Source organism: Pseudomonas oryzihabitans (assembly GCF_001518815.1).
Classification (GTDB): domain Bacteria; phylum Pseudomonadota; class Gammaproteobacteria; order Pseudomonadales; family Pseudomonadaceae; genus Chryseomonas; species Chryseomonas oryzihabitans_E.
On sequence record NZ_CP013987.1, the window covers coordinates 1,440,467 to 1,463,791 of the forward strand.

The following is a 23,325-nucleotide window of genomic DNA, read 5'->3' on the forward strand; positions in this document are numbered from 1 at the left end:
ATCCCGGACGAGCGCGGGAAAGTGCTCAGGGGCGGCGCACTTTATTTTTTCGCATCCGCCGCTGCCGTTCAGGGCGCACCCACCGCGACCCAGTAGCGGGTGCGGCGCGTGACGCGGATCGGCAGGGTGCGTTCCAGCGCCAGCAAGGCCTGGTCCGTGTCATCCAGCGACAGGGCGCCGGATACCCGCAACTCGGCCACCGCCGGGTCGCAGCGCAGCAGCCCAGGGCGATAGCGACCCAGTTCTGCCAGCACCTCGGCCAGGGGGCGGTCGTGGGCCAGCAGCATGCCACGCGTCCAGAGGCTGGCGTCCTCGTCCACCGGGGCGAGGCGCTGTACGCCACGGGCGTCGAACCAGGCCTGCTGCCCCGCGGCCAGGCGTATGGCCGCGCCCTGCTGCGGCCGCACTTCCACGCCATGGGCAAAGACCGCCACCCGACAGAGGTCCTCCTCCAGGCGCATGCTGAAACGGGTACCCAGGGCTTCGACCTCGCCTTGCGCCAGGCTGACCACGAACGGTCGCCGTGGCACCAGGGGATCGGTATGGGTGGTCACCAGCACCTCGCCGCGCCGCAGTCGCAGGCACCGCACCTGCGCGTCGAAGCGCACGTCCAGGGCGGAGGCGGTGTTCAGGACCAGCTGACTACCATCGGCGAGCACCAGGCTCCGGCGCTCGCCCGTGGCGGTGGCCAGGTCGGCCTCCGGTTCGCCCAGCGGCAGGCTACGCAGGGCCAGCCAGCCGCCAGGAACCCCCACCAGCAGGGCCGTGAGCAGGCGCAGGGTGCGTCGCCGGCTGAGCGTCCGGTCACCTGCACGCCGCACCACCTGCTGACCGATGTCGGTGGGAACGCTGGCGAAGGTGCCCATGACCCGTTCGGCCCGCGCCCAGGCGGCGCGATGGGCCTCGCTCTGCCCACGCCAACGCTCGAAGGCCTGGCGCTGTGCCTCGTCGGCTTCATCGAATTTGAGGGTGAGCAGCCACTCGGCCGCCTCTTCGAGCAGGCGTGGCGCGGGACGGGTCATGCCTCGCTGGCCACCAGGCAGGCGACCAGGGCGCGCTGGATGTGGCGGCGCACCGTGATCACCGCCAGGTCCAGCCGCACCGCGATCTCGGCCAGGGTCAGCCGCTGGAATTGCGCCAGCAGAAAGGCCTCCCGTACCGGCGCGGGCAGGCCGTCGAGCATGGCATCGATGCGCAGCAGGGCGTCGACGATCAGCCAGTGCGTCTCCGGCGAGGGCACCTGGGCTTCGGGCAGGTGGGCGATGGCTTCACGGTAGGCGCGCTCCACCTCTTGCCGCCGCCAGAGGTCGATCACCAGTCCCTTGGCCACCTGCACCAGATAACGCCGCGAGTCCTCGCGACCTGGGAGGCGCCCGGAGGTCAGGATGCGCAGGTAGGTGTCTTGGGCGATATCCGCCGCATCCGGCGCATTGCCCAGCCGCCCGCGCAGCCAGCCACTGAGCCAGCCATGATGGTCGCGATAGAGTTGGTCCAGCGCGACGGTCGGCGAGCCGGCAGGCAGGGCAGGGTGCATGGAAGATCCTTGGCGCGAGCGCCAGCCTCTAAATGATAAAGCGTCTCATTTTATTTAAAGGACAGACATCGCACAATGCGCGATTGCGTGGATCGACGAAGCGGGTAAGGGGCAAGCGGAAAGCGGTGGTGAGCGTAGCCCCTGGCAGACGGAGCCTGGCGGGCAGGTCCCAGGGGAGGGCATGGCAAGGGCGCGGCCTGAGGCGGACAGCCTCAGGCCGGCTTCACGACGAGCTCAGTCCTGCGCATGCTCCAGCGCATAGGCGCGGCAATGGGCGAGGTAGCCCATCTCGTGGGCGCCCACCAGCTGCACCACGCTGCTCCATAGCCAGGAGGGGGCATCCAGGGTGCGGGTGCGATTGCGTTGCAGATCGCTCATCCACTCCACGCGCGTGGCCAGGTCCATCTGCCGGGCGTGGGCGCGACCGACCACGCGAGCGAGATAAGCCGCGGCGCTCATGGCTTCGCGGGCGCTGAGTTCGTCCAGCTCCAGCTTGAGGTCCTGGGGCAGCAGTTCACGGATGAAGAAGGAGTGATCGAGCATGCGCACCGCCAGCATGCGATTGCCCAGCGCGGGGGAGAGCTGGCGTGCCCCTTCCACTACGCGCTTGCCGTTATCGCGTGGCATGGTCGCGTGAGCCACGCGCGGAGCGGCGGCGGCCACCGCCTGCTTGACGTCGATCAGGCAGTAGTCCTGATCGTCGCCATCGTCCACGCCCAGCAGCACGGCGTAACGGCGCAAGCCCAGGGAGCTGCAGCCCTTGACCCAGTAGGCACTGTCGAGCAGCTCGACGCGGCTGTCGTGGCTGCGGCCCTTGAGCGAGGTCACCAGGGCATGGATACCCGGGGTCTCGCACAGCTCGGCGATGGCCTGGCGCTCGGCCTTGCTCAGCTGCCAGAAGTGCTTGCCCAGCGGCAGCTTGGGTCGGGTGTTTTCCATACGCTCGCGGGCCAGGTGCTTCCAGGTGCGTTGCACCGCGCTGCGCATCCCGGCCTTGACCTGGGCCGGTCGCGGCACCTCGCGCTCGAGGTCGTCTTCGAAGGCGATCTCGTAGCCGCGCATCATTTCTTCGAGCATCCGCGCCGTGGTCACGCCCGGCAGGTCGGAGCCGCGTGCCGCCGTGGCCAGCGACAGCGCCAGGCGCACCAGGTCATGTGCCGGATTGCCGACCACGGTCTGGTCCAGGTCGCGGATATTGACGTCGGTGGCACCATGCAGGTCGCCGGTAGGGCCAAGATTGCCGGCGTGGCAGTCGCCACAGATCCATACCGCCGGCCCGTTGGGCAGGCTGCGGCCGGGTTGGCTGTGCAGCCACTCATAGAACTGGACCGTGCTGCCGCGGACATAGGCGTGGGCGGAACGGGCCATCTTCAGGTTACGCAGCTGGTTGAGGCGGGGAATACGATCAGCGGGACGCGGGGTTTTCATGCAGGGCGCAGGCCTCGAGGGATACGCCTGTGTGACCGCTTCGCTCGGTGAATGTTGCGGGGTATTTCACGGCCTGACCCCGGCAGCTGGCCGGGGTCGTGATCCGCCGGGTGAAGGGCTAGCAGCGGAACTGGCCGATCTGGCGATTCAGGTCGTTGGCCAGGGCATCGAGGGAGACGGCGGTCTGCACCGTCTCGTCGATGGCTTCGCTGTTCTGTTGGGCCATCTGCGCCAGGCGCTCCACGGTGCGGGCGACGTCGTGACTGGCGGCAGTCTGCTCGCGCAGCGCCAGGGAGATCTGGTTGACCACCCGCACCACATTGTCCGAGGACGCGTTGATGCTGACCACCGCCTCGCCGGCCTGGTTGGCCAGGTCGACGCCGCCGTTGACCTGGCGTACGCCCACTTCCATGTCGCTCATGGCGGCCTGGGTCGCGGCCTGGATCTTCTCGATCATGGCGGCGATCTCCTGGGTGGAGTTGGTGGTGCGTTGCGCCAGCTGGCGAACCTCATCGGCCACCACGGCGAAGCCGCGGCCCTGTTCGCCGGCCCGCGCCGCTTCGATGGCCGCGTTGAGCGCCAGCAGGTTGGTCTGGTCGGCGATGCCCTTGATCACGCTGACGATGGAGGACACCCGCTCGGAGTGCTCGCCCAGCTCGCCGATGCGCGTGGCCGAGGACTGCACCGTGCCGGCAATGGATCTCATGCTGTCCACCGAGGCCTGGATGGTCTGGCCGCCGTCCTGGGCCAGGCGGCCCGACTGGCTGGAGAGGTCGTGGGCTTCCCCGGCGTTGTCCGCCACGTGATTGATGCTCACGGTCAGTTCCTCCACGGTAGCGGCCATGCTGGAGGCGGCACTGGACTGCTCCTGGGCGGCGGCCGACAGCTGCTGGGAATTGGCGGAGATGGTATGGGCGGCGGCGACCAGCTGGTCGGTCCCCTGCTTGATGCCCTGGATCATGGCGCGCAGCTTTTCCTGCATCTGGCCAAAGGCGCCGAGCAGCTGACCCACTTCGTCGCGACCCGCGGCCGGGATCGGCGAATCCAGCTGGCCCGCGGCGATGTCGCGAGCGACGGCGACGGCCTGGGCCAGGCGGCCGACCACCGTCCGCGACAGCGACCAGGCGATGACCAGGGCCAGCAGGGTGGCGAGAATGCCCCCGCTGATCAGGATCAGCATGGCGTGCTGCTTGGCGTCCTGCATCGACTCGGTACGGCTGTCCAGCAGGCGGGTCTCACGGGTCTTGATCTGACCTAGCACGTCACGCATGTCGTCCATCTTGCCCTTGTCCTGGGCGGTGGCGATGCGGCTGGTGAGGACGTCCAGCGGCTGGCTGCCAGCATTGACCTGCCGCCGCAGCGCCAGGATCTGCTGCACCGACTCCTGGTGCCACTGCGCCTCGGCCTGACCCAGTTGTACCAGGCTGGCCTGCTGCTCGGGATTGTCACGGGTGAGCTGGGTCAGCTCCTGCAACTGCTCGGCGAATTGGCGTTTCCCCTGGTTGAGAGGATCGAGAAATTCGTCCTTGCCGGTCAGGGCGAAGCCGCGCATCCCGGTTTCCATGTTGACCAGCGCCAACAGCGCGGCGTCGGAATCCTGCAGTACGTGGTAGGAATGGATGTTCTGCTGGACCGCCGAATTGACCTGGTTGAAGCCCTGGCTGGCCGCCAGGATCAGCGCCAGGATGATGACCAGGATCGCGCCGAAGCCGAGTTTGAGTTTGTTCGAGATGGTCAGCTGTTGCAGCATGGGAAAACCTCAAGCGCTAGGTAGTCGACTCAGGCCCATCGGGCAGACGTTTGGGGGTACAGCGAGCTAGCGGAGGGGAACGCGACTGATCCGTGTCTTGCGCCGACGGCGGGGAAGCGTGGCTCCTGGTAGTGCAGGTACCGCTGAAAGGTGTGGCTCGCTCGGCGCGCTCTCGGAGTACAGCGAAAGCAGTACGGTTTCGACTGAAGAGGTGCAGGCCAGAGCCTTCGAGCTGGGTGTTTGAGCGAAGAGGCAGGAAAAAGTTTTATGTGACGCAGTAAACATTTTTGCGGTTGGCGTCAGGTGGCGCAGAGGGTGCGCCAGGGGCGAGCGGTAACCGGCTCCTGCCTACTAGGAGAGGTCGTCCTGCGTGAGCAGCGGTTCGGAGGTGCAAGGTGCGTTGCCTAGGCATTCCTCAGCCGAGCCAGTCGCCAAGCCAGTTCGGCGGCTTCCGCAGGGCTGGCGACGTTGGTGAAGCCCAGCAGCAGGCCCTGCCGCTCTGGCGTTTCCAGGTACCAGCGTGACAGGGCCTGGACCGCCAACCCCTCAGCCTGGGCGGCAGTTGCCCAGGGGCGGTCATCTCCCTCGATCAGGCGTGCCAGCAGGTGTAGGCCGCCCGCCTGGAGCTCGACTTGGACCCCCGGCGTGTTGGTTGCCAGCAGCGCCTCGGCCAGCCACTGGCGGCGCTGCCGGTAGAGGGTACGCATGCGGTTGAGATGACGAGCGAAATGCCCTTCTTCGAGAAAGCTTGCCACCGTGGCCTGCAGCAACTGGGGCGCGTGGTTGTGCAGGTGATCGGCGCTAAGGGTGAAGGCCTCGATCTGCTCGGGCGGCACGACCAGGTAGGCAAGGCGCAGACCGGGAAACAGCACCTTGCTGAAGGTGCCGGCATAGAGTACCCGTCCTTGGTCATCCAGACTCTTGAGCGCCGGCAGCGGCTTGCCCTGGTAGCGGTACTCGCTGTCGTAGTCGTCTTCGATGATCCAGGCCTGCTGGCGCTGTGCCCAGTCCAGCAGCGCCAGTCGCCGGGGCAGCGACAGGGCTACGCCCAGCGGACTCTGATGGCTGGGGGTAACCAGCGCGCAGCGCGCTGTGGGTGCCTGGGCTAAAGCGGCGGCCACATCCAGTCCTACGTCATCCACCTTCACCGGAATCAGCTCGAGACCCGCGGTCTGCAAGGCGCGCCGGGCGATGAAATAGCCGGGTTCCTCGAACCAGCAGGCATCACCGGGCGTTAGCAGCGTCTGGACGACCAGGTCCAGGCAGGCGCGATAGCCCGCGCAGACGAACACCTGTGCTGGATGACAGGCGATGCCCCGGGACAACCCCAGGTAGGTAGCGATGGCCGTGCGTAGGCCGGCATGACCCCGGGCATCGGGATAGACCAGCCCCTCCAGCCCCTGGTGGCGCAGCTGCCGCGCGGCCAGGCGTGTCCATACCTTGCGCGGAAAGGCATCCAGGGCGGGCAAGCCCAGCTGCAGGGGCAGGGGTGGCCCGCCAGCATGGGTCGTCAGCATCCGAGGCGCGACGGGGCTCATCGGTGGCGGTACAGCGGAGCGATTCCACTGCGGCGAGACGATGGTTCCGGCCGGGCCGCGTGGCAGCAGGAAGCCTTCGGCGATCAGCTGCTGGTAGGCCATCTCCACCGTTCCCCGGGCCACGTTCAGCTCCGCCGCCAGGGCACGCACCGCGGGTACCCGATCACCGGGACGCAAACGCCCGTCGTCCAGTGCCTGACGAAAGCGCTGATAGAGCTGCCGATAGAGAGGCAAGGCGAGGCGGCTGTCGAGGGCGGCGTTCAGGGTCATGGCCTGGTCATTTGTATCTTTCTTGGCTCTATAGCCTAGGCCATCGGCTGCCTAGAGTGGGCGCAGCTTTCCCGGCAACGCTCGCCAGGGCTTTGGGTACTCAGCTACCTGGAGGGCCCGTCCGACATTGCCGGACCCTGGCGACCGCCCGTAAACAACACTTCCGTGAGGCCATCTCGCCCACCTTGTGACCACTACCTGGAGTAAGCCATGAGCCAACTGCGCCTGCCGTTTTCCACCCTCTCGCCCGCCGCCTACCAAGGCCTGATCGCCACGGGCCAGGCCCTGGCGCAGAGTTCGCTCGGCCTGGAACTGGTGGAGCTGGTCTACTTGCGCATCTCCCAGATCAATGGCTGCGCCTTCTGCCTGGGCAAGCATGCCCAGACATTGCGCAAGCAAGGCGTGGCCCAGGCCAAGCTCGACCGTCTGGCCGGCTGGCGCATCAGCGATCTCTTCGACGCCCGCGAGCGCGCTGCCCTGGAATGGGCGGAAGCCCTGACTGCCGTCAGCCAGCAGGGCGCACCCGATGCCCTTTACGAACCACTCAAGATGCACTTCAGTGACGTCGAGGTCTCCGACCTGACCTTTGTCGTGGCACTGATGAACGCCTTCAATCGGCTGGCGGTGGGAATGAAGCTCTAGCCGGTGACGCGGCCAAAGGCGGCGGCCGGGAGCGAAAGGATCAGCCGAGACCCGGACGGACTGCGCCGAAATACCCGATGAATGGCAGGTACAGGTGCCAGGTGAGTTCCATCCGAAAAAAGCCAGGTGCAGGAGCGTTCGACCTCCATGCCAGGTCAGTGACGGCGGGCTGCCGGTGTCCTACCGTGCCTGGCCATGGGGAGCGGATTTCAAGCCCGCAAAGTCTGTTTTCGTGGCGCCGATTCGCGGTGGCTGCGCTTTTGACAGCTCTAAAATGCTGTGCTTAGGTTCTTTGGGCCATGCCGACGTAAGTCTTCATATGACCAGACTAACGTCGGCGGGGCGCCCTCGCTGTCAGGAGTTTCCTGCAGGGCAAGGTGGCGTAGCAGGTGGAGCCGTGGCTCTCCGGGCCGCTAGACGGCCAGGCCGGATGTCACTTCACCTCGTTCCGCTCGCGGATCCCTGGTCGAAGGCAGCCCTCATGGAATACCTGCAGCAGATCTTGAATCAGGCGCCGGAACTTGCCCTGTTCCTGTCCCTGGCCATCGGTTACTGGGTCGGCAGCATCCAGTTCGGCAAGTTCCAGCTGGGCGGGGTGGCCGGCTCGCTACTGGTGGCGGTGGTCATCAGCCAAGTCGGCATTAGCATCGACAACGGCATCAAGTCGGTGCTCTTCGCGCTGTTCATCTACGCCGTAGGTTTCGAGAGCGGGCCGCAATTCTTTCGCTCCCTGGGTCGGCAATCGCTGCGCGAGATCGTCCTGGCGGCGGTGATGGCACTCAGCGGTCTCCTGGCCATCATCGTCTGCGCCCGGCTGTTCGGCCTCGACAAGGGCATCGCCGCGGGGATCGCCGCCGGCTCCATGACCCAGTCCGCCATCATCGGCACCGCCAGCGCCGCCATCGCCAAGCTCGACTTGCCGCTTGAGCAGATCCAGGCACTGCAGGGCAACGTCGCCGTGGGCTATGCGGTGACCTACATCTTCGGCTCCTTCGGCGCCATCATCCTCTGCGTCAATGTGCTGCCCTGGTTCATGCAGCGCAGCATCCGCGACGATGCGACCCAGGCCGAGGCGGAGTTGCTGGCCGGGGCCAAGGTCTATGGCCCGGGGGAGTTGCCCGCCATCCCGCCGCTGGTGGGACGGCTCTATCGCATCGACCAGGCGGCTGGCCAGACCGTGGCACAGCTGGAAGTCAGCGACCAGGACGATCCCCAGGCGGCCCTCACTATAGAGCGCATCAAGCGCGGCGGCGCCCTGGTCGGGGTGACCCCGACGACGGTGCTGGAAGCCGACGACGTGGTGCTGGTGGTGGGACGGCGCGCCGGGGTGGTGGCCATCGCCGCGCGCCTGGGCGCCGAGCTGCAGTCCTCGCCCGACATGGATGTGGTGGTGGTGCAGCGTGACGTCAGCCTCGACAACCCGGCCTTCATCGGTCGCCGCGTGGTCGAGATCCGCCAGGCCGCCAGCCAGGCCCTGCGCCACGGCGTCTACGTGGTTGGCGTGAAACGCGCCGGGCGGCCCCTGTCGCTGGAGCCCGATACCGTCATCGAGGCAGGCGATCTGGTCACCCTCTATGGCACCCCGGACGACATCCAGCGGGTCGCCCAGCAAGTCGGTTCCATCATCGTCCCCAGCGACAAGACCGACTTCGTCTTCCATGGCTTCGGTCTGGCGGTCGGGCTGCTCATCGGCCTGGTCGTGATCCGCCTGGGAGCCATCCCCCTGACCCTGGGCAGCGGGGGCGGTGCGCTGATCGCCGGCCTGGTCTTTGGCTGGTATCGCAGTCGCCACCTGACCCGCGGCAACCTGCCGTTGCCGGCCTCGACGCTGTTGCGCGACCTCGGCCTGGCCGGATTCGTGGCGGTGGTGGGACTGCAGTCCGGGCGCCAGGCGGTGGAGACCATCGCCACCCAGGGCCTCTCCATCTTCCTCATCGGGGTGGTGGTCTGCGTGGTGCCCATCGTCATCACCATCCTGGTCGGTCACTATGTACTGCGCTACCGCAACCTGGCGCTGTTCGCCGGGGCCGTCGCCGGTGCGCGCAGCGCCAACCCCGCCTTCGGCGAGGTGCTGGACAAGGCCGGCAACTCGATCCCCACGGTGCCCTTCGCGGTCACCTACGCCCTGGCCAATGTGTTTCTCACCCTGCTCGGGCCACTGGTCGTGGCCTTCGCCTAACCGAAGGAAGCAAGTCATGAGCGAAGTCCAAGACGATTACGCCCAGTACGCCAAACTGAGTCCGTTCGAACTCAAGGACGAATTGATCAAGCTCGCCTCGGGCAGCGAGAACCGCCTGATGCTCAACGCCGGTCGCGGCAATCCCAACTTCCTGGCGACCCTGCCGAGGCGGGCCTTCTTCCGCCTCGGCCTGTTCGCCACCAGCGAGGCGGAACTGTCCTATTCCTACATGCCCCACGGGGTCGGCGGCCTGCCGCAGATCGATGGCATCGAGGCGCGCTTCGAGCGCTATACCGCCGAGCACCGCGACCAGCCCGGCGTGCTGTTCCTGGCCAAGAGCCTGAGCTATGTGCGCGACCAGCTGGGACTTTCGGCCTCGGCCTTCCTCCACGAGATGGTGGAAGGCATCCTCGGCGCCAACTACCCGGTGCCGCCGCGCATGCTCAGGATCTCCGAGCAGGTGGTCAGCCATTACATCGTCAAGGAGATGATCGGCGGCTACGTGCCCGCCGGCTCGGTCGACCTCTTCGCCGTGGAGGGCGGCACGGCCGCCATGACCTACATCTTCCATTCGCTGCAACAGAACGGCCTGGTCAAGCGGGGTGACAAGGTGGCCATCGGCATGCCGGCCTTCACTCCCTACATCGAGATCCCGGAGCTGGAAGAATTCGGTCTGGAGCAGGTGCACATCCACGCCGACCCCCAGGCGAACTGGCAGTATCCGGACAGCGAACTCGACAAGCTGCGCGATCCGACGATCAAGATCTTCTTCTGCATCAATCCCAGCAATCCGGCGTCGGTGAAGATGGACGACCGCAGCCTGGCCACTGTCGCCCGCCTCGTCGCCGAGGCGCGTCCGGACCTCTTCATCCTCACCGACGATGTCTACGGCACCTTTGCCGACGACTTCCGTTCGCTGTTCGCCACCTGCCCGCGCAACACCCTGCTGGTGTATTCCTTCTCCAAGTACTTCGGTGCCACCGGCTGGCGCCTGGGGGTGATAGGCGCGCACAAGGACAGCATCTTCGACCAGGCCCTGGCCGAGCTGCCCGAGGCGACCAAGGCTTCCCTGGACCGCCGCTATGGCAGCTTGCTGCCGGACGTGCGCGGCCTCAAGTTTCTCGATCGGCTCGTCGCCGACAGCCGCACCGTGGCGCTCAACCACACGGCCGGACTTTCCACGCCGCAGCAGGTGCAGATGGTGCTGTTCGCGCTGTTCGCCCTGATGGACGAAAGCGACGGCTACAAGACCGAACTGAAGAAGCTGGTGCGGCGCCGCGAAGCTGCCCTCTATCGCGAACTGGGCGTCGCCCCGGAGAGCGATCCCAACGCCGTCGACTATTACACCCTGCTGGATCTGGAAGACCTGGCCCGCAAGCTCCATGGCGACGCCTTCGCCACCTGGGTGAAGGCCAAGTTCAGCAGTGGTGACCTGCTGTTCCGCATCGCCAGGGAGACCGGCATCGTGCTCCTGCCCGGCAAGGGCTTCGGCACTCAGCAACCGGCTGCCCGGGTGTCCCTCGCCAACCTCAACGAATACGAGTACGCCAACATCGGCCGCTCGCTGCGAGCCATGGCGGAGCAGTATTTCGCCGAGTTTGAAAGGGAGGACGGCAACCACCCGGCGCAGCCCTGAGCCCGTTGCACACCCGAGTTACCGACGCTACCTGCCCGTGTCGCCTGGGGCACCCGGAGCTGGCGATGAACGCCAAGTGCCCGGACGCTGCGACTGGCCAACCCACTGTCGAGGAAAGCGCCCATGCGTCTGTCAGGCTGGATGATCCCCCTTTCCCTCATCGGCTCCCTGGCGAGTGCGGCAGAGCAGGCGTCCGCGCCGCAAGGCGCCAGCCCGGCAACCATCACGGCCAATCGGCAGCTCCTTGGCGTGCTGGACTTCGCCGATACCTCCGACTTCGATGACGCCTTGCGTGGGCGGATCGCGACGTTTCCCGAGGGTGTGATCCGCGATGAAAAAGGCAAGGTGGTCTGGGACCTGGCGGGCTATGGGTTCCTGGAGGCGCCGCAGGCGCCGGATACCGTCAATCCCAGCCTGTGGCGGCAGGAGCGCCTGAACAACATCGCGGGTCTTTTCCAGGTCACCGAGGGTATCTACCAGGTGCGGGGGCTGGACTTGTCCAACATGACCCTCATCGAGGGCAAGACCGGCGTCATCGTCATCGACCCGCTGATTTCCACCGAGACCGCCGCCGCTGCACTGGCGCTCTATCGCCAGCAGCGCGGCAATCGCCCAGTGAAGGCCGTCATCTATTCGCACTCCCATGTGGATCACTACGGCGGCGTGAAGGGCGTGGTCAGCGAAGACCAGGTTCGCTCCGGAGCGGTCAGGGTCTATGCCCCGAACGGTTTCCTCGAGCACGCGGTTTCCGAAAACGTCTATGCCGGGACCGCGATGAGCCGTCGGGCCCAGTACATGTACGGGGCGCTGTTGCCGAAGAGCCCCACGGGTCAGGTCGGCGCCGGGCTGGGCAAGACCACCTCGCGGGGCACGGTGAGTCTCATCGCGCCCACCGACATCCTCGGGGCCGACGGCGAGGCTGAGGTGACCAGGACCATCGACGGCCTGGAGGTCGAGTTTCAGCTGACACCCGGAACCGAGGCTCCGGCCGAAATGAACATGTACCTCCCGGCCTATCGGGCGCTGGGCGCAGCGGAGAACGCCACCCATACCCTGCATAACATTCTCACGATCCGTGGCGCGGAAGTGCGGGATGCCAAGAAATGGTCCGAGTATCTCGACCAGACCCTGGCTCGCTACGGCAACAGGAGCGAGGTGCTGTTCGCCCAGCACCATTGGCCGACCTGGGGGCGGGACAGGGTCGAGACGCTGCTGGCGGATCAAAGGGACATGTATCGGTACATCCATGACCAGACGCTGCGGCTGATAAATCTCGGCCTGACGCCCATGGAGATCGCTGATACGCTCGAAAGCCTACCGGAGCCGTTGGCGCGGCGGTGGTACAACCGCGGCTACTACGGGACCCTCAGTCATAACGTACGCGCAGTCTACCAGCGCTATCTGGGGTTCTACGACGGCAACCCCGCGAATCTCAACCCCTTGCCGCCCGTCGAGGCCGCCCGGCGCTACGTCGCTGTCATGGGGGGCGAGGAGCAGGTCGTCAGCAAGGCTCAGGTGTCCTATGACCAGGGCGACTATCGCTGGGTGGCGGAGCTCATGAAGCACGTGGTGTTCGCCAACCCCGCTTCGCGGCGTGGCCGGGAGCTCCTGGCGAATGCGCTCGAACAGATGGGCTACCAAAGCGAGGCAGGCACCTGGCGCAACGCCATGCTGATGGGCGCCAGCGAGCTCCGCAACGGTGTCCCTCCCGCATCGTCCACTACCGCCTCGCCTGATACGCTCAAGGCCCTGACCCTGGATATGTATTTCGATTACCTGGGCATTCGCCTGAATGGTCCCAAGGCAGCCAGATCCGGCGACAGCGTCTTGAACTGGATCTTCGACGACCTGGGCGAGACGCAGGTGCTGACCCTGCGTTCGGGGGTCCTGACGCATCGCAAGGCGCAGGCGGTGGCGACGGCGGACGCCACCGTCCGGCTCTCGCGAAGCACGCTCGACACCATCAACCTGGGCCAGACGACCTTCGACAAGGCCATCGAGGACGGGGCCATCGTCATCGAAGGACGTCGCGAGGCGGTCACTCAACTGCTGGCCAACCTCGACGACTTCGAAAATGTCTTCAACATCGTGACGCCTTGAGGGCCATGCATCATGGGCATCCGGATACCCCTTGCTCCGCTGGCCTTCATCCTGATCCTCCGGTCCGCAGACGTTACGGCCGACGGCGCCCGGGACTGGGAAAACGTGCCCGTCGACACCAACATCCTGTTTCTCTATTACACCTATTCGAACAGCGAGGCGTCGGTCGATCCCTCCTTGCCGATCAAGGGGGTGGAGGTTGATGCCCATGTTCCCCTGGTGAGGTATGCCCGCACCTTCGCGCTGGGCGATCGCGTGGCGGGCTTTCAGTTGATAGTGCCCTACGGCTTCGTCGATGCGCGGCTCAAGGGGACGCGATTGAGTACCGACACCGAGGGCCTCGGCGACATTACCGCCATCTTTCTGGCAAACCTCTATGGCGCTCCGGCTCTGACTCGGCAGCAGTTTCAGACGTGGACCGCGGGCCCTTTCCTGACCGCTTCGATGGCGGTGACCCTGCCAACCGGCGACTACGACAAGGATGCTCTGCTCAACGTAGGCAAGCACCGCTGGGCCTTGAAGCCGCAACTGTCCTTTGGGGCACCCTTTGGCCAGGGCGGCCTGTTGGCGATCAATGGCAACGTGCAGTTCTTCAGTGACAACAGCGAGAATCGCAACGGGCGGTTGGAGCAGGCACCGCTCTACGGTATCGAGGCTCATTTGAGCCATGACGCAGGCAAGCGCGCCTGGCTGTCGCTGGATACCTTCTATGCCTATGGCGGAACCACCCGCGTGAGTGACGAGGATCAGGACAATCGCCAGCGTACGCTGCGCCTGGGCGTCAGTGGCAGCTACAGTTTCACCTCCACGACGGCGGTGAGCACAGCGGTCACCCGGACCGTCCTGCGCGAGGATTACACCCCGGCCGCCACGACCTTCTCGATAAACGTCAACCATGCGTTTTAACTCGCGGGAGAGGAAACGCGCCTAACTCGCGCAAGCCTGAGGCTCCCGCGCCCGGTGTCCCGGCGCGATACCAGGACACCGGGCGCAGGCTATACTGACGGTCTCTTCTAGACCCCTAAGGGTGCAGCATGGCTACCGATACCTCGAAGCTGGATCGAATCCTCGCCGAGACCCAGCGCGAGCGCGAACGCGGCTATCGTGACAAGGCGCTGAAGATGTATCCCCACGTCTGTGGTCGCTGCGCGCGGGAATTCGCCGGCAAGCGCCTGAGCGAGCTGACCGTGCATCATCGCGACCACAACCACGACAACAATCCCCAGGATGGCTCCAACTGGGAATTGCTCTGCCTGTACTGCCACGACAACGAGCACAGCCGCTACACCGATCAGCAGTATTTCAGCGACAGCTCCCTGGGCACGCCCAAGGTGGCCCAGGCCACCCACAACCCCTTCGCGGGGCTGGCGGGACTGCTGAAAAAGGACTAAGCGCACGGCGATCCAGGCAGTCCGTCCTGCCTTAAGCCGATCTTAAGTCTCGCCCTCTAGCGTTTCAGGTCTTTGGCTGATTGCCGACCTGGGAGCGAGAGGGGATGAGACGTTCGAGCGTTGCTAAACGGTTGGCCGCCGGGGCCTTGGTCGTGCTGGCCGCAGGCTGTCTGCCGGAGGCCTCCGCCGAGATGGCCGTCATCCGCGGCGAGGGCACGGCTGCCAGCGCCGACACCGCGTCGGTGTACTTCAACAGCGGTATCAACGACCGCTCGGTCAGCTCCCTGCTGGCCGCCCTGAGCGACATCGCCCTCAAGTACCCCGCCACCAAGAACGTCAACCTCTATCTCAACAGCCCGGGCGGCAGCATGGAGGCGGGCTATGTCGCCTACGACTTCATCCGCCACTATCCGCTGCACATCAATACCATCGACGCCGCCGCGACGGATTCATCCGCCACCATGATCTATTGCGCGGCCGAAGATCGTTACGCGGCGCCACTCGCCAGCTTTCTCCTGCATCCGGCCGCGGCGGCCATCGCCGTCAACGGCTACATGAAGCCGGATCAGGCCAAGCAGGCGTTCGAGGACGTCGAGCGCGAGAACCTCAAGTTCCGTGAGATCTACAAGGGCTGCCTCAAGCTGGCGCCAGAAGAGCTCACCACCCTGCTGTCCTCCGAAAGCAACAGGCGACGACTGGGCTACGACGCCGCCAAGGACATCGGTTTGATCACCCGGGCACCGGACCGGCTGCCGCGTGGGACCGACCGGGCTACCTACTTCGTCAGCGACGGCGGAAGCAGGTGAGGGCAGGTTGACGCCCGGCCAGACCGGCAGGTGCGGTCTACAAACCCTCGTTCTTTCGTGATACCTTCCGGGTATGCATTTCCCCTCCCGCGACTGGCAACCCAGTCCCCCATAGCTCGCACCTCTCCCGTTCTTGCATCGCTGATGCAAGAACGTCTGCCGTCCTGTCGCGCCCGCGGCGTGACGGCTGCCAACCCTGGAATTCACGCCTGATCCGGCGTCTGCCACTCGCTCGACGGGTCAGGCACAGGTGCGAGTTGTCCATGTTGAATACCCTCAAGACACATTGGTTTTCCAATGTGAAGAACGATGTGCTGTCCGGATTGGTCGTCGCCCTGGCGCTGATCCCCGAAGCCATCGCCTTTTCCATCATCGCGGGACTCGATCCCAAGGTGGGGCTCTACGCCTCCTTCTGCATCGCCGTGGTGATCGCCTTCGTCGGTGGTCGCCCCGGCATGATCTCGGCGGCTACCGGCGCCATGGCGCTGCTGATGGTGACCCTGGTCAAGGAGCATGGCCTGCAATATCTGCTGGCCGCGACCCTGTTGACCGGGGTGCTGCAGATCGCTGCTGGCTATCTGCGCCTGGGTGCGCTGATGCGCTTCGTGTCCCGATCCGTGGTCACGGGGTTCGTCAATGCTCTGGCGATCCTGATCTTCCTGGCCCAGCTGCCCGAGCTGACCCATGTCGGCTGGGAGGTCTACGCCATGACCGCCACCGGGCTGGGCATCATCTATCTGTTCCCGCTGCTACCGGTGGTGGGCAGGCTGCTACCTTCGCCGCTGGTGTGCATCCTGGTGCTGACGGCTGTCTCCCTGGCCCTGGGTCTGGACATCCGCACGGTGGGCGACATGGGACAGCTGCCCGATACCCTGCCGGTGCTGCTCTGGCCCCAGGTGCCGCTGAATCTCGACACCCTGCTGATCATCCTGCCCTATTCCCTGGCGCTGGCCGTGGTGGGGCTGCTGGAATCCCTGATGACGGCCACCATCGTCGACGACATCACCGATACGCCTAGCGACAAGAATCGCGAGTGCAAGGGGCAGGGGATCGCCAACATCGCCGCCGGCCTGCTGGGCGGTATGGCGGGCTGCGCCATGATCGGCCAGTCGGTGATCAACATGAAATCCGGCGGGCGCACCCGGCTGTCCACTCTTTGCGCCGGCGTCTTCCTGCTGCTGATGGTGGTGTTTCTCGGTGACTGGCTCGCCCGGATTCCCATGGCGGCGCTGGTGGCGGTGATGATCATGGTCTCCATCGGCACCTTCAGCTGGGATTCGATCCGCAATCTGCGGCGGCACCCGCTTTCCACCAACCTGGTGATGGTGGCCACCGTGGTGGTCGTGGTCGCCACCCACAACCTGGCGCTCGGCGTGCTGGTCGGGGTGCTGCTGGCTTCGCTGTTCTTCGCCAACAAGGTGGGGCACCAGCTGACGCTGACGTCTCGTCTGGAAGCGCCCGGCATTCGCGTCTACGAGGTGCGTGGCCAGGTGTTCTTCTCATCCACCGCGGCCTTCATCGAGGCCTTCGATTTCAAGGAGGTGCTGGACGAGGTCCGCATCGATCTCAGGGCGGCCCAGTTCTGGGACATCACCGCCGTCGCCGCCCTGGACAAGGTCGTGCTCAGGTATCGCCGGGAAGGCGTAACCGTGCAGGTCCTCGACCTCGATCAGGCCAGCGCGACCCTGGTCGACCGCTTTGGCATCCACGACAAACCTGGGGCCGACAGCCAGCTGTTGGGCCACTGAGAGGGAGAACAGACCCATGAAAGACATCATCGCCTGCCTCGACGGTTCGCCGCTGACAGCCAGCGTCTGCGACCATGGCGCCTGGCTGGCACAACGGCTGGAGCTGCCCCTCACCCTGCTGCATGTCCTGGAGCGCAGCCTCTATCCCACAGCCCCCGATGCCAGCGGCACCATAGGCCTCGGTTCGCGCGAGCACCTGCTCGAGGAACTGGCGCGGCTGGACGAGCAGCGCGCGCGTCTGGCGCGTGCCGATGGCGCGGCCCTGTTGGCCGGGGCCGTGGAACGGTTGCAGGACCGCGGGCTGGTCAAGGCACCTGCCACGCTCCAGCGGCACGACTACCTGGTGGATACCTTGCGCGAACTGGAGGCGGACATGAGCCTGCTGGTGATCGGCAAGCGCGGCGAGCACGCCGGTCGCCGCGGTATCGGTAGCCAGCTGGAAACGGTGGTGCGAACACTGCACAAGCCCATCCTGGTCTGCGCCGCCGACTTCCGCGAACCCCAGCGCTTTCTACTCGCCTACGATGGTAGCGAGGCTACCCATCAGGGACTGCTGGAAGTCGCCAGGAGCGGGTTGCTGGCAGGGCTGCAGGGAGAGGTCTTGCAGGTCGGTGAGTCCACGCCGGCGCGCGTGGCCGAACTGGAGGCCGCTGCGGAGCTCCTGCGTACCGGCGGCAGCGAGGTGACGACCCACCTCATGGCAGGGCATCCGGCCGAGGTGATTCCCGAGCGGGTCCAGGCCTCTCGGGCCGACCTGCTGGTGATGGGCGCCTACCGCCATTCCGCCGCCCGGCGCTTGCTGCTGGGCAGTCAGACGTCCCACCTGCTGCACCACACCGACATCACCACCCTGGTACTGCGCCCCTGAGAAAGAGGCTCTGGTCGCTACGACGGCCAGGGCCTTCGCCTGTCAGGAATCAGGCTGCAGGGCCTGTTCGAGAAAGTCGATGAAAGCGCGAACCTTGCCGCTCAGCGCGGAACGCTCGGAAACGCAGGCATAGATGTCCATCGGCTCCGACTGCGCGGCGGTGGCGCCTTGGCTCTGGGCGTCGAACAGCCGCACCAGTTGGCCCCGCTCGATCAGCGGCAGGGCGACGAAGTCCGCCAGGCGCGCGATGCCGCCCCCGTTCACGGCGAGCTGGGCGATCATGTCAATGTCGTCGCAGACGAAGCCAGGGCGGGTGGCCGCCTCGAAGGTCTGACCCGCGCGCACGAAGCGCCAGGGCAGATAGCGTCCATCGGTGGGGTAGCGAAACAGCAGGCAGGCGTGCTGCTGCAGCTCTTCCGGGGTGCGGGGTGTGCCGGCCTGTTCGAGATAGGCGGGCGCGGCGCAGAACACAAAGGCACGAGAAGCGATCCGGCGGGCGACCAGGCTGTCGCTCAGCTGCGCCTTGATCCTCAGGCTGACATCGATCTGTTCCAGGCGATGATCCAGGCGCCGGTCGCTGCCGATCAATTCGATGTCGATGCCCGGATAGGTATGTTTGAACGCCGGCAGCAGCGGCGCGAGCAGGTGGCGGCCAAAGGCGGCGGTGGTGGCTATCCGCAGCGATCCCTGCGGCTCGCTGGCCAGGGTCGCCAGGTGGGCGGCGATCTCGACGTCCTGGGGGATGTGCCGGACTTTCTCGAAATAGCGGGCGCCACTTTCGGTCATGGCGAGACGGCGCGTGGTCCGCGACAGTAGCCGTACGCCCAGATGCGTTTCCAGGCGAGCGATGCTCTGGCTCACCGCGGCCGCGCTCAGGCCCTGAGCACGGGCGGCGCCGGCGATGCTGCCCGCTTCCACGACCCTGATGTAGGTACTGATCAAGCCCAGGATGTCCATGGGGGCCCTGCCGAAGGATTCGTTGATTTCTGTTTATAGTGAACCAAGGCGGAGAAGGCTACCGGCAGATATTCGCCCTTGTAAGCTTGGCCTCGATTCCTTGACCCGAGGCAACCCGATGAATCCGATCAGTCCTGCTACTTCCACCAAGCGCCGCTTTCCCAAGCGGGCGACGCCCTATGTCTTCGCCCTCTATATGTCGACCATCATGGCCCTGCTGATGTGCCTGGTGATCACCCTGGCGGAGTTCGGCTTCGACGCCGACTACTTCAGGAATGTGATGAGTGCCTATCAGGTGGCCATGCCGTCCGCCTTCGTCTGTGTGTTGCTGGTACGGCCTGTGGTCGCCCGGCTCGTCGCCCTGACCGTCCATGCTTGAGCGGTTTCAGGCGGCTGGTCGGTCACGGCTGGCTACCTGGGCTGCGCCTGGCCATTCCGCTCAGGACGGCGAGCCAGCCAACGCCCACGGCATAGTTGAGGCGCTGGTAGAGTCCGAAGCCTTGGCCGTCGGCGACCGCGCTCGCCATCATGCCTGCGGTGACCAGGGCCAGCAGGGTGCAGATCGCCGAGAAAACAGCCAGGCCGGGCGAGGCCAGCAACCGCTTGCCGAGCCAAGCCCAGAGCGCGCTCGCCAGGGTCAGCGACAGGAACATCACCAGGCCGGCCAGGTTGTGCAGCTGCTGGGAAACGGAGGGCTGCAGCGGGGCGCAGCCCTGGTCGCAGGGGAACAGCCCGGTGGCGAAGCTTGCCAGGCCATGGAGCAGGATCAGGGCCGCGCTCAACCCGGCCAGGCGCGACGTGCGAAAACGTCTGGCCAGCCCCAGGGCAACCAGCACGAAGAGCACCCCCAGAGGAACGTTGTTGAGCCAGGCGGAAAATCCCTGAGTGGGCGCATCGACAGCCCCCAGCCGACTCAGGGCATGATCGACATGGCTGTAACCGGGATACGCCAGGGCGGTCAGCCCTACGCCGATAGTCAACCAGAACGGAATCAACAGACCCGTGCCCAGCAGCAGCCGATCCATCCGGTTCCAGGCGAACGTCCTCGTCATCATCACTCCTGCTGCCTCCCTGGTGTCGTCTGGTCATGCTAGGAGGTGCTGGCGGGCAAGCGTTACGGATTTTTTTGCAAGGCAGCTTGCCCAGGCGTCATCCTGGGGCGCCCCGCTGCCAAGGATGACCGCTGATGACTAGACGCCTACCCAGTACTACGGCGCTGGTGGCCCTGGAGGCGGCCGCCCGCCATCTCAGCTTCGCCAAGGCGGCGCAGGAGCTGTCGCTCAGCGAGGGCGCGATCAGCCGGCAGATCGCCAAGCTGGAGGCTGCATTGGGCGTCAGGCTGTTTCTGCGGATCGGCAATCGCGTCGAGCTTTCCGCTGCCGGAGCCCGCTATGCCGCGCACATGCGCACGGCCCTTGCCGACATCGAACGCCACACGCGGCAACTGATCGCCCAGGCCCGCGGCACCACCGCGCTGGAGATCGGCGTCATCCCGACCCTGGCGGGTCGCTGGCTGATCCCGATGCTGGCGCGCTTCCAGGAGCGCTGTCCGGACATCGAGGTCAATCTGCGCGAGCGGACGCAGCCCTTCGCCCTGGAAGACAGCGGACTGCACGCCGCGATCAACTATGACCATCCGGTCTGGCACGGTCTGCGGGTGCAGCCGTTGTTCGAGACGCAGCTGGTCGCGGTCTGTCATCCGCGCCTGGCGGGCAATCCTCCGGCCAGCCTGCCGCTCCTGCACAAGCTGGAGAGTCCGCACAGCTGGGCCCGTTATGCCACGCTCACCGGGTTACCCCTGGGCGCCCAGGCGGTTGGTCCTACCTATGATCGCTACTCGCTGCTGATCGAGGCCGCCAAGGCCGGCTTTGGCATGGCCCTGGTACCTGAGCACTACATCGAGGAGGACCTGGTCGCCGGCCGGCTCCAGGCGCCCTGGCCGGTCCTGCCGGAACTGCGCGAACGCTATGTGCTGGTCACCCGTCCCACGACGGAAATCGATACTGCGCTCGCAAGTTTCGAACGTTGGCTACTGGAAGAGGCGAGGGTGGGGTGAGGGAGGTCGTGGAGCCGTAGGTTGGGCTGAGACGGCTCCACCGTCGAAGCCCGATGGCCCAGCCTTCACCTAAACTGGCGTTGGGCTTCGCTGTGCTCAGCCCAACCTGCCTTCGTGCCAGCGTGGAAAAGGCTGCACCGTTTTCCACCCTACGCCAGGCATGACAGGTGCCTCCCACTCCCTCGGGTAGAGCCAGCCGTAGGTTGGGCTGAGACGGCTCCATCGTCGAAGCCCAACGGCCCAGCCTTCACCTGACTGATGTTGGGCTTCGCTGTGCTCAGCCCAGCCTACCTTTTGTGCCGCGTTTTCCTTCCTGCTGGATGTCCATCCCAGGCGCTCCCTCTCCCTTGGGGCGAGGGCCGGGGTGAGGGAAAGGAGCGGGCGCAAGGAGCGCTAGGATCACACCTTGAGGCGTCTCATCGTCTTCTGCGGATGGCTGCGCAGGGTGGCCATGGCGACCTTGGTGGATTCCATGTCCGGGCTAGTAGCTCGATCTGGTCGACTGCCTTGCTCACTGTCGGACTCGTCTTCACCCAGTCGGGCAAGACCTTCGATCCGGAGCAGGTGGGGACGCGCCGAATCCCACGCAGCTGTAGCTTCCGGTAGTGCAAAGCTGGCGCAAGACACCGCCAAGCAAAAACGCCCCGACCTCACGGCCGGGGCGTTTCCCATGGGGCTAGGCTACCCGATCACACCGCTGCGCTGCGCTCCTTGATGTCCTGGTGCAGGATGCGGTCGTTCTCGGAGTAGTCCACCGGGCAGTCGATGACGTGGACGCCGGGGGTGTCCAGGCAATGCCGCACCAGCGGCGCGAAGGCCGCGGCGCTTTCCACGCGATGGCCGTTGGCGCCGTAGCTTTCGGCGTAGCGGACGAAGTCCGGGTTGCCGTAGTCCAGGCCGAAGTCCTCGAAGCCCATCTGCGCCTGCTTCCAGCGGATCATGCCATAGCCGTCGTCGCGCAGGATGATGACCACCAGGTTCATCTTCAGGCGCACCGCGGTTTCCAGCTCCTGGCTGTTCATCATGAAGCCACCGTCACCGCATACCGCCACGATGGGGGTATTGGGGTAGACCAGGCGCGCGGCCATGGCCGACGGCAGGCCAGCGCCCATGGTGGCCAGGGCGTTGTCCAGCAGCACCGTGTTGGGCATGTAGGCCTTGTAGTTGCGGGCGAACCAGATCTTGTAGATGCCGTTGTCCAGGGCGACGATGCCGTCGGACGGCAGCACGTTACGCAGATCGGCCACCAGGCGCTGCGGATAGACCGGGAAGCGGTCATCGGTCGCGCCTTCGGCGACATGGGCCTCGTTGGCTTCGCGGATGGTCAGCAGGCGGTCGAAGTCCCAGGTGGGCTGGACCTCGATGCGCTCCTTGATCTCCCAGATGGCGTTGGCGATGTCGCCGACCACCTCGACCTGGGGGAAGTACACCGGATCGACTTCGGCGGAGCGGAAGTTGATGTGGATGACCTCGGTGCCGCCCCGGGTCATGAAGAACGGCGGCTTCTCGATCACATCGTGGCCGATGTTGACGATAAGGTCGGCGGACTCCAGGGCGCGGTGCACGAAGTCACCGGCGGAAAGAGCGGCGTTGCCCAGGAAGCGCGGATGGCGCTCGTCGACCACGCCCTTGCCGAGCTGGGTGGTGACGAAGGGGATGCCGGTCTTCTCGATCAGCTGACGCAGCACCCGGGCGGTCATCTTGCGGTTGGTGCCGGCGCCCAGCACCAGTACCGGGCTGCGGGCGTTTTCCAGCTTGGAGACGGCGGCGGCGATGGCCTTGGCTTCGGCGACCGGACGACGGCTCAGGCTCGGCGGTACCGGCAGGCTCTCGGTGTGCTCGTCGGCGATGTCTTCCGGCAGTTCCAGGTGCACGGAGCCGGGCTTTTCTTCCTCGGCGAGGCGGAAGGCCTCGCGGATGCGCGACGGGATGTTGTCGGCGGAGGCGAACTGGTGGGTGTACTTGGTGAGCGGCGCCATCATGCGGCACACGTCGAGAATCTGGAAACGCCCCTGCTTGGATTTCTTGATCGGCTTCTGGCCGGTCAGCATCAGCATCGGCATGCCGCCCAGGTAGGCGTAGGCGCCGGCGGTGACCAGGTTGGTGGCCCCTGGACCGAGGGTGGAAAGGCAGACACCGGTCTTGCCGGTGAAGCGGCCGTAGGTGGCGGCCATGAAGCCGGCGGACTGCTCGTGGCGAGTCAGGATCAGCTTGATCTGCGAGGAGCGACGCAGGGATTCCAGCAGGTCCAGGTTCTCTTCGCCGGGAATGCCGAAGATGTATTCCACACCCTCGTTTTCCAAGCAGCGAACGACCAGATCGGAGGCCTTCATCATGAGTGTTGTGTTCCTTGTAGGGTGGGTGGCGAGCGCCTGAGGCGCCTCCTCTATGAGGCGCAGCGGCCACTGTACTCAGGAACGGC

19 protein-coding genes and 1 pseudogene are annotated in these 23,325 nt (G+C 65.8%); 11 read left to right on the forward strand and 9 right to left on the reverse strand.

Translation table 11 applies throughout. The annotated features are described in order from the left end of the window. Positions 1-68: 68 nt before the first annotated feature. From APT59_RS06455 to APT59_RS06475, 6 genes and pseudogenes are all read right to left on the reverse strand, one after another. A complete protein-coding gene (locus tag APT59_RS06455) occupies positions 69-1,022 on the reverse strand; it encodes a FecR domain-containing protein (RefSeq protein ID WP_059314102.1) in 954 nt (317 codons plus the stop codon). Then, on the reverse strand, positions 1,019-1,534 hold the full coding sequence (locus APT59_RS06460; protein ID WP_059314103.1) for a sigma-70 family RNA polymerase sigma factor: 516 nt from the start codon (positions 1,532-1,534) through the stop codon (positions 1,019-1,021). The genes APT59_RS06455 and APT59_RS06460 overlap by 4 nt, the downstream gene beginning before the upstream one ends. A 234-nt stretch (positions 1,535-1,768) precedes the next feature. Next, positions 1,769-2,962, reverse strand: a complete 1,194-nt coding sequence (locus tag APT59_RS06465) for a DUF2252 domain-containing protein (protein WP_059314104.1) — start codon at positions 2,960-2,962, stop codon at positions 1,769-1,771. A 118-nt stretch (positions 2,963-3,080) separates the two neighbouring features. Next, entirely contained in the window at positions 3,081-3,944 is an 864-nt protein-coding gene (locus APT59_RS22885; protein WP_420480507.1) for a methyl-accepting chemotaxis protein, read from the reverse strand. A gap of 39 nt (positions 3,945-3,983) precedes the next feature. Continuing rightward, positions 3,984-4,712: pseudogene (locus APT59_RS22890) on the reverse strand (CHASE3 domain-containing protein); the annotation flags it as partial. 404 nt (positions 4,713-5,116) lie between these two features. Continuing rightward, complete coding sequence (locus APT59_RS06475) at positions 5,117-6,520, reverse strand: PLP-dependent aminotransferase family protein (protein WP_059314106.1); 1,404 nt, start codon at positions 6,518-6,520, stop codon at positions 5,117-5,119. Between the two features lie 210 nt (positions 6,521-6,730). On the opposite strand from APT59_RS06475, the gene APT59_RS06480 reads away from it, so the two are divergent. From APT59_RS06480 to APT59_RS06520, 9 genes are all read left to right on the forward strand, one after another. Continuing rightward, complete coding sequence (locus APT59_RS06480; RefSeq protein ID WP_059314107.1) at positions 6,731-7,162, forward strand: carboxymuconolactone decarboxylase family protein; 432 nt, start codon at positions 6,731-6,733, stop codon at positions 7,160-7,162. A 481-nt stretch (positions 7,163-7,643) separates the two neighbouring features. Then, positions 7,644-9,341, forward strand: a complete 1,698-nt coding sequence (gene aspT / locus APT59_RS06485) for an aspartate-alanine antiporter (RefSeq protein WP_059314108.1) — start codon at positions 7,644-7,646, stop codon at positions 9,339-9,341. Between the two features lie 16 nt (positions 9,342-9,357). Further along, entirely contained in the window at positions 9,358-10,977 is a 1,620-nt protein-coding gene (locus tag APT59_RS06490; RefSeq protein ID WP_059314109.1) for a bifunctional aspartate transaminase/aspartate 4-decarboxylase, read from the forward strand. Between the two features lie 123 nt (positions 10,978-11,100). Continuing rightward, positions 11,101-13,077 (forward strand): alkyl/aryl-sulfatase, encoded by a 1,977-nt coding sequence (locus tag APT59_RS06495; protein WP_059314110.1) that lies wholly within the window; start codon positions 11,101-11,103, stop codon positions 13,075-13,077. Between the two features lie 12 nt (positions 13,078-13,089). Beyond that, entirely contained in the window at positions 13,090-13,983 is an 894-nt protein-coding gene (locus tag APT59_RS06500) for a transporter (protein WP_082696296.1), read from the forward strand. Positions 13,984-14,111: 128 nt separating this feature from the next. Beyond that, complete coding sequence (locus tag APT59_RS06505) at positions 14,112-14,468, forward strand: YajD family HNH nuclease (RefSeq protein WP_059314111.1); 357 nt, start codon at positions 14,112-14,114, stop codon at positions 14,466-14,468. Positions 14,469-14,572: 104 nt separating this feature from the next. Continuing rightward, a complete protein-coding gene (locus APT59_RS06510) occupies positions 14,573-15,274 on the forward strand; it encodes an ATP-dependent Clp protease proteolytic subunit (RefSeq protein WP_082696297.1) in 702 nt (233 codons plus the stop codon). 263 nt (positions 15,275-15,537) lie between these two features. Beyond that, positions 15,538-17,022 (forward strand): SulP family inorganic anion transporter, encoded by a 1,485-nt coding sequence (locus APT59_RS06515; RefSeq protein WP_059314113.1) that lies wholly within the window; start codon positions 15,538-15,540, stop codon positions 17,020-17,022. A gap of 16 nt (positions 17,023-17,038) precedes the next feature. After that, the gene (locus tag APT59_RS06520; protein WP_059314114.1) at positions 17,039-17,890 is read left to right on the forward strand and encodes a universal stress protein; all 852 of its coding nucleotides are present in this window, start codon (positions 17,039-17,041) and stop codon (positions 17,888-17,890) included. A gap of 42 nt (positions 17,891-17,932) precedes the next feature. On the opposite strand, the gene APT59_RS06525 is transcribed toward APT59_RS06520, so the two are convergent. Further along, positions 17,933-18,847 carry a LysR family transcriptional regulator gene (locus tag APT59_RS06525; protein WP_059314115.1) on the reverse strand — a complete coding sequence of 305 codons (915 nt, stop codon included), beginning with the start codon at positions 18,845-18,847 and terminating at the stop codon, positions 17,933-17,935. Between the two features lie 118 nt (positions 18,848-18,965). On the opposite strand from APT59_RS06525, the gene APT59_RS06530 reads away from it, so the two are divergent. Further along, entirely contained in the window at positions 18,966-19,226 is a 261-nt protein-coding gene (locus APT59_RS06530) for a DUF2798 domain-containing protein (RefSeq protein WP_017638984.1), read from the forward strand. A 22-nt stretch (positions 19,227-19,248) separates the two neighbouring features. On the opposite strand, the gene APT59_RS06535 is transcribed toward APT59_RS06530, so the two are convergent. Next, positions 19,249-19,899 carry a DUF998 domain-containing protein gene (locus APT59_RS06535; RefSeq protein WP_237140574.1) on the reverse strand — a complete coding sequence of 217 codons (651 nt, stop codon included), beginning with the start codon at positions 19,897-19,899 and terminating at the stop codon, positions 19,249-19,251. A 134-nt stretch (positions 19,900-20,033) separates the two neighbouring features. Between APT59_RS06535 and APT59_RS06540 the strand changes: the two genes are divergently transcribed. Continuing rightward, a complete protein-coding gene (locus APT59_RS06540) occupies positions 20,034-20,903 on the forward strand; it encodes a LysR substrate-binding domain-containing protein (protein ID WP_059314117.1) in 870 nt (289 codons plus the stop codon). Between the two features lie 689 nt (positions 20,904-21,592). Here APT59_RS06540 and APT59_RS06545 read toward each other — a convergent pair. Then, positions 21,593-23,239 carry an acetolactate synthase large subunit gene (locus APT59_RS06545; protein WP_059314118.1) on the reverse strand — a complete coding sequence of 549 codons (1,647 nt, stop codon included), beginning with the start codon at positions 23,237-23,239 and terminating at the stop codon, positions 21,593-21,595. Positions 23,240-23,325 lie beyond the last annotated feature (86 nt).

What these genes read in the sequence shown, in the direction of transcription:
- APT59_RS06530 (WP_017638984.1), top strand. Translation starts at nt 18,966, where the DNA reads ATGAATCCGATCAGTCCTGCTACTTCCACCAAGCGCCGCTTTCCCAAG.
- APT59_RS06465 (WP_059314104.1), bottom strand. Translation starts at nt 2,962, where the DNA reads ATGAAAACCCCGCGTCCCGCTGATCGTATTCCCCGCCTCAACCAGCTG.
- APT59_RS06475 (WP_059314106.1), bottom strand. Translation starts at nt 6,520, where the DNA reads ATGACCCTGAACGCCGCCCTCGACAGCCGCCTCGCCTTGCCTCTCTAT.
- APT59_RS06490 (WP_059314109.1), top strand. Translation starts at nt 9,358, where the DNA reads ATGAGCGAAGTCCAAGACGATTACGCCCAGTACGCCAAACTGAGTCCG.
- APT59_RS22885 (WP_420480507.1), bottom strand. Translation starts at nt 3,944, where the DNA reads ATGCAGGAAAAGCTGCGCGCCATGATCCAGGGCATCAAGCAGGGGACC.
- aspT (WP_059314108.1), top strand. Translation starts at nt 7,644, where the DNA reads ATGGAATACCTGCAGCAGATCTTGAATCAGGCGCCGGAACTTGCCCTG.
- APT59_RS06500 (WP_082696296.1), top strand. Translation starts at nt 13,090, where the DNA reads ATGGGCATCCGGATACCCCTTGCTCCGCTGGCCTTCATCCTGATCCTC.
- APT59_RS06535 (WP_237140574.1), bottom strand. Translation starts at nt 19,899, where the DNA reads ATGACGAGGACGTTCGCCTGGAACCGGATGGATCGGCTGCTGCTGGGC.
- APT59_RS06515 (WP_059314113.1), top strand. Translation starts at nt 15,538, where the DNA reads ATGTTGAATACCCTCAAGACACATTGGTTTTCCAATGTGAAGAACGAT.
- APT59_RS06510 (WP_082696297.1), top strand. Translation starts at nt 14,573, where the DNA reads ATGAGACGTTCGAGCGTTGCTAAACGGTTGGCCGCCGGGGCCTTGGTC.
- APT59_RS06460 (WP_059314103.1), bottom strand. Translation starts at nt 1,534, where the DNA reads ATGCACCCTGCCCTGCCTGCCGGCTCGCCGACCGTCGCGCTGGACCAA.
- APT59_RS06505 (WP_059314111.1), top strand. Translation starts at nt 14,112, where the DNA reads ATGGCTACCGATACCTCGAAGCTGGATCGAATCCTCGCCGAGACCCAG.
- APT59_RS06520 (WP_059314114.1), top strand. Translation starts at nt 17,039, where the DNA reads ATGAAAGACATCATCGCCTGCCTCGACGGTTCGCCGCTGACAGCCAGC.
- APT59_RS06480 (WP_059314107.1), top strand. Translation starts at nt 6,731, where the DNA reads ATGAGCCAACTGCGCCTGCCGTTTTCCACCCTCTCGCCCGCCGCCTAC.
- APT59_RS06495 (WP_059314110.1), top strand. Translation starts at nt 11,101, where the DNA reads ATGCGTCTGTCAGGCTGGATGATCCCCCTTTCCCTCATCGGCTCCCTG.
- APT59_RS06540 (WP_059314117.1), top strand. Translation starts at nt 20,034, where the DNA reads ATGACTAGACGCCTACCCAGTACTACGGCGCTGGTGGCCCTGGAGGCG.
- APT59_RS06455 (WP_059314102.1), bottom strand. Translation starts at nt 1,022, where the DNA reads ATGACCCGTCCCGCGCCACGCCTGCTCGAAGAGGCGGCCGAGTGGCTG.
- APT59_RS06545 (WP_059314118.1), bottom strand. Translation starts at nt 23,239, where the DNA reads ATGATGAAGGCCTCCGATCTGGTCGTTCGCTGCTTGGAAAACGAGGGT.
- APT59_RS06525 (WP_059314115.1), bottom strand. Translation starts at nt 18,847, where the DNA reads ATGGACATCCTGGGCTTGATCAGTACCTACATCAGGGTCGTGGAAGCG.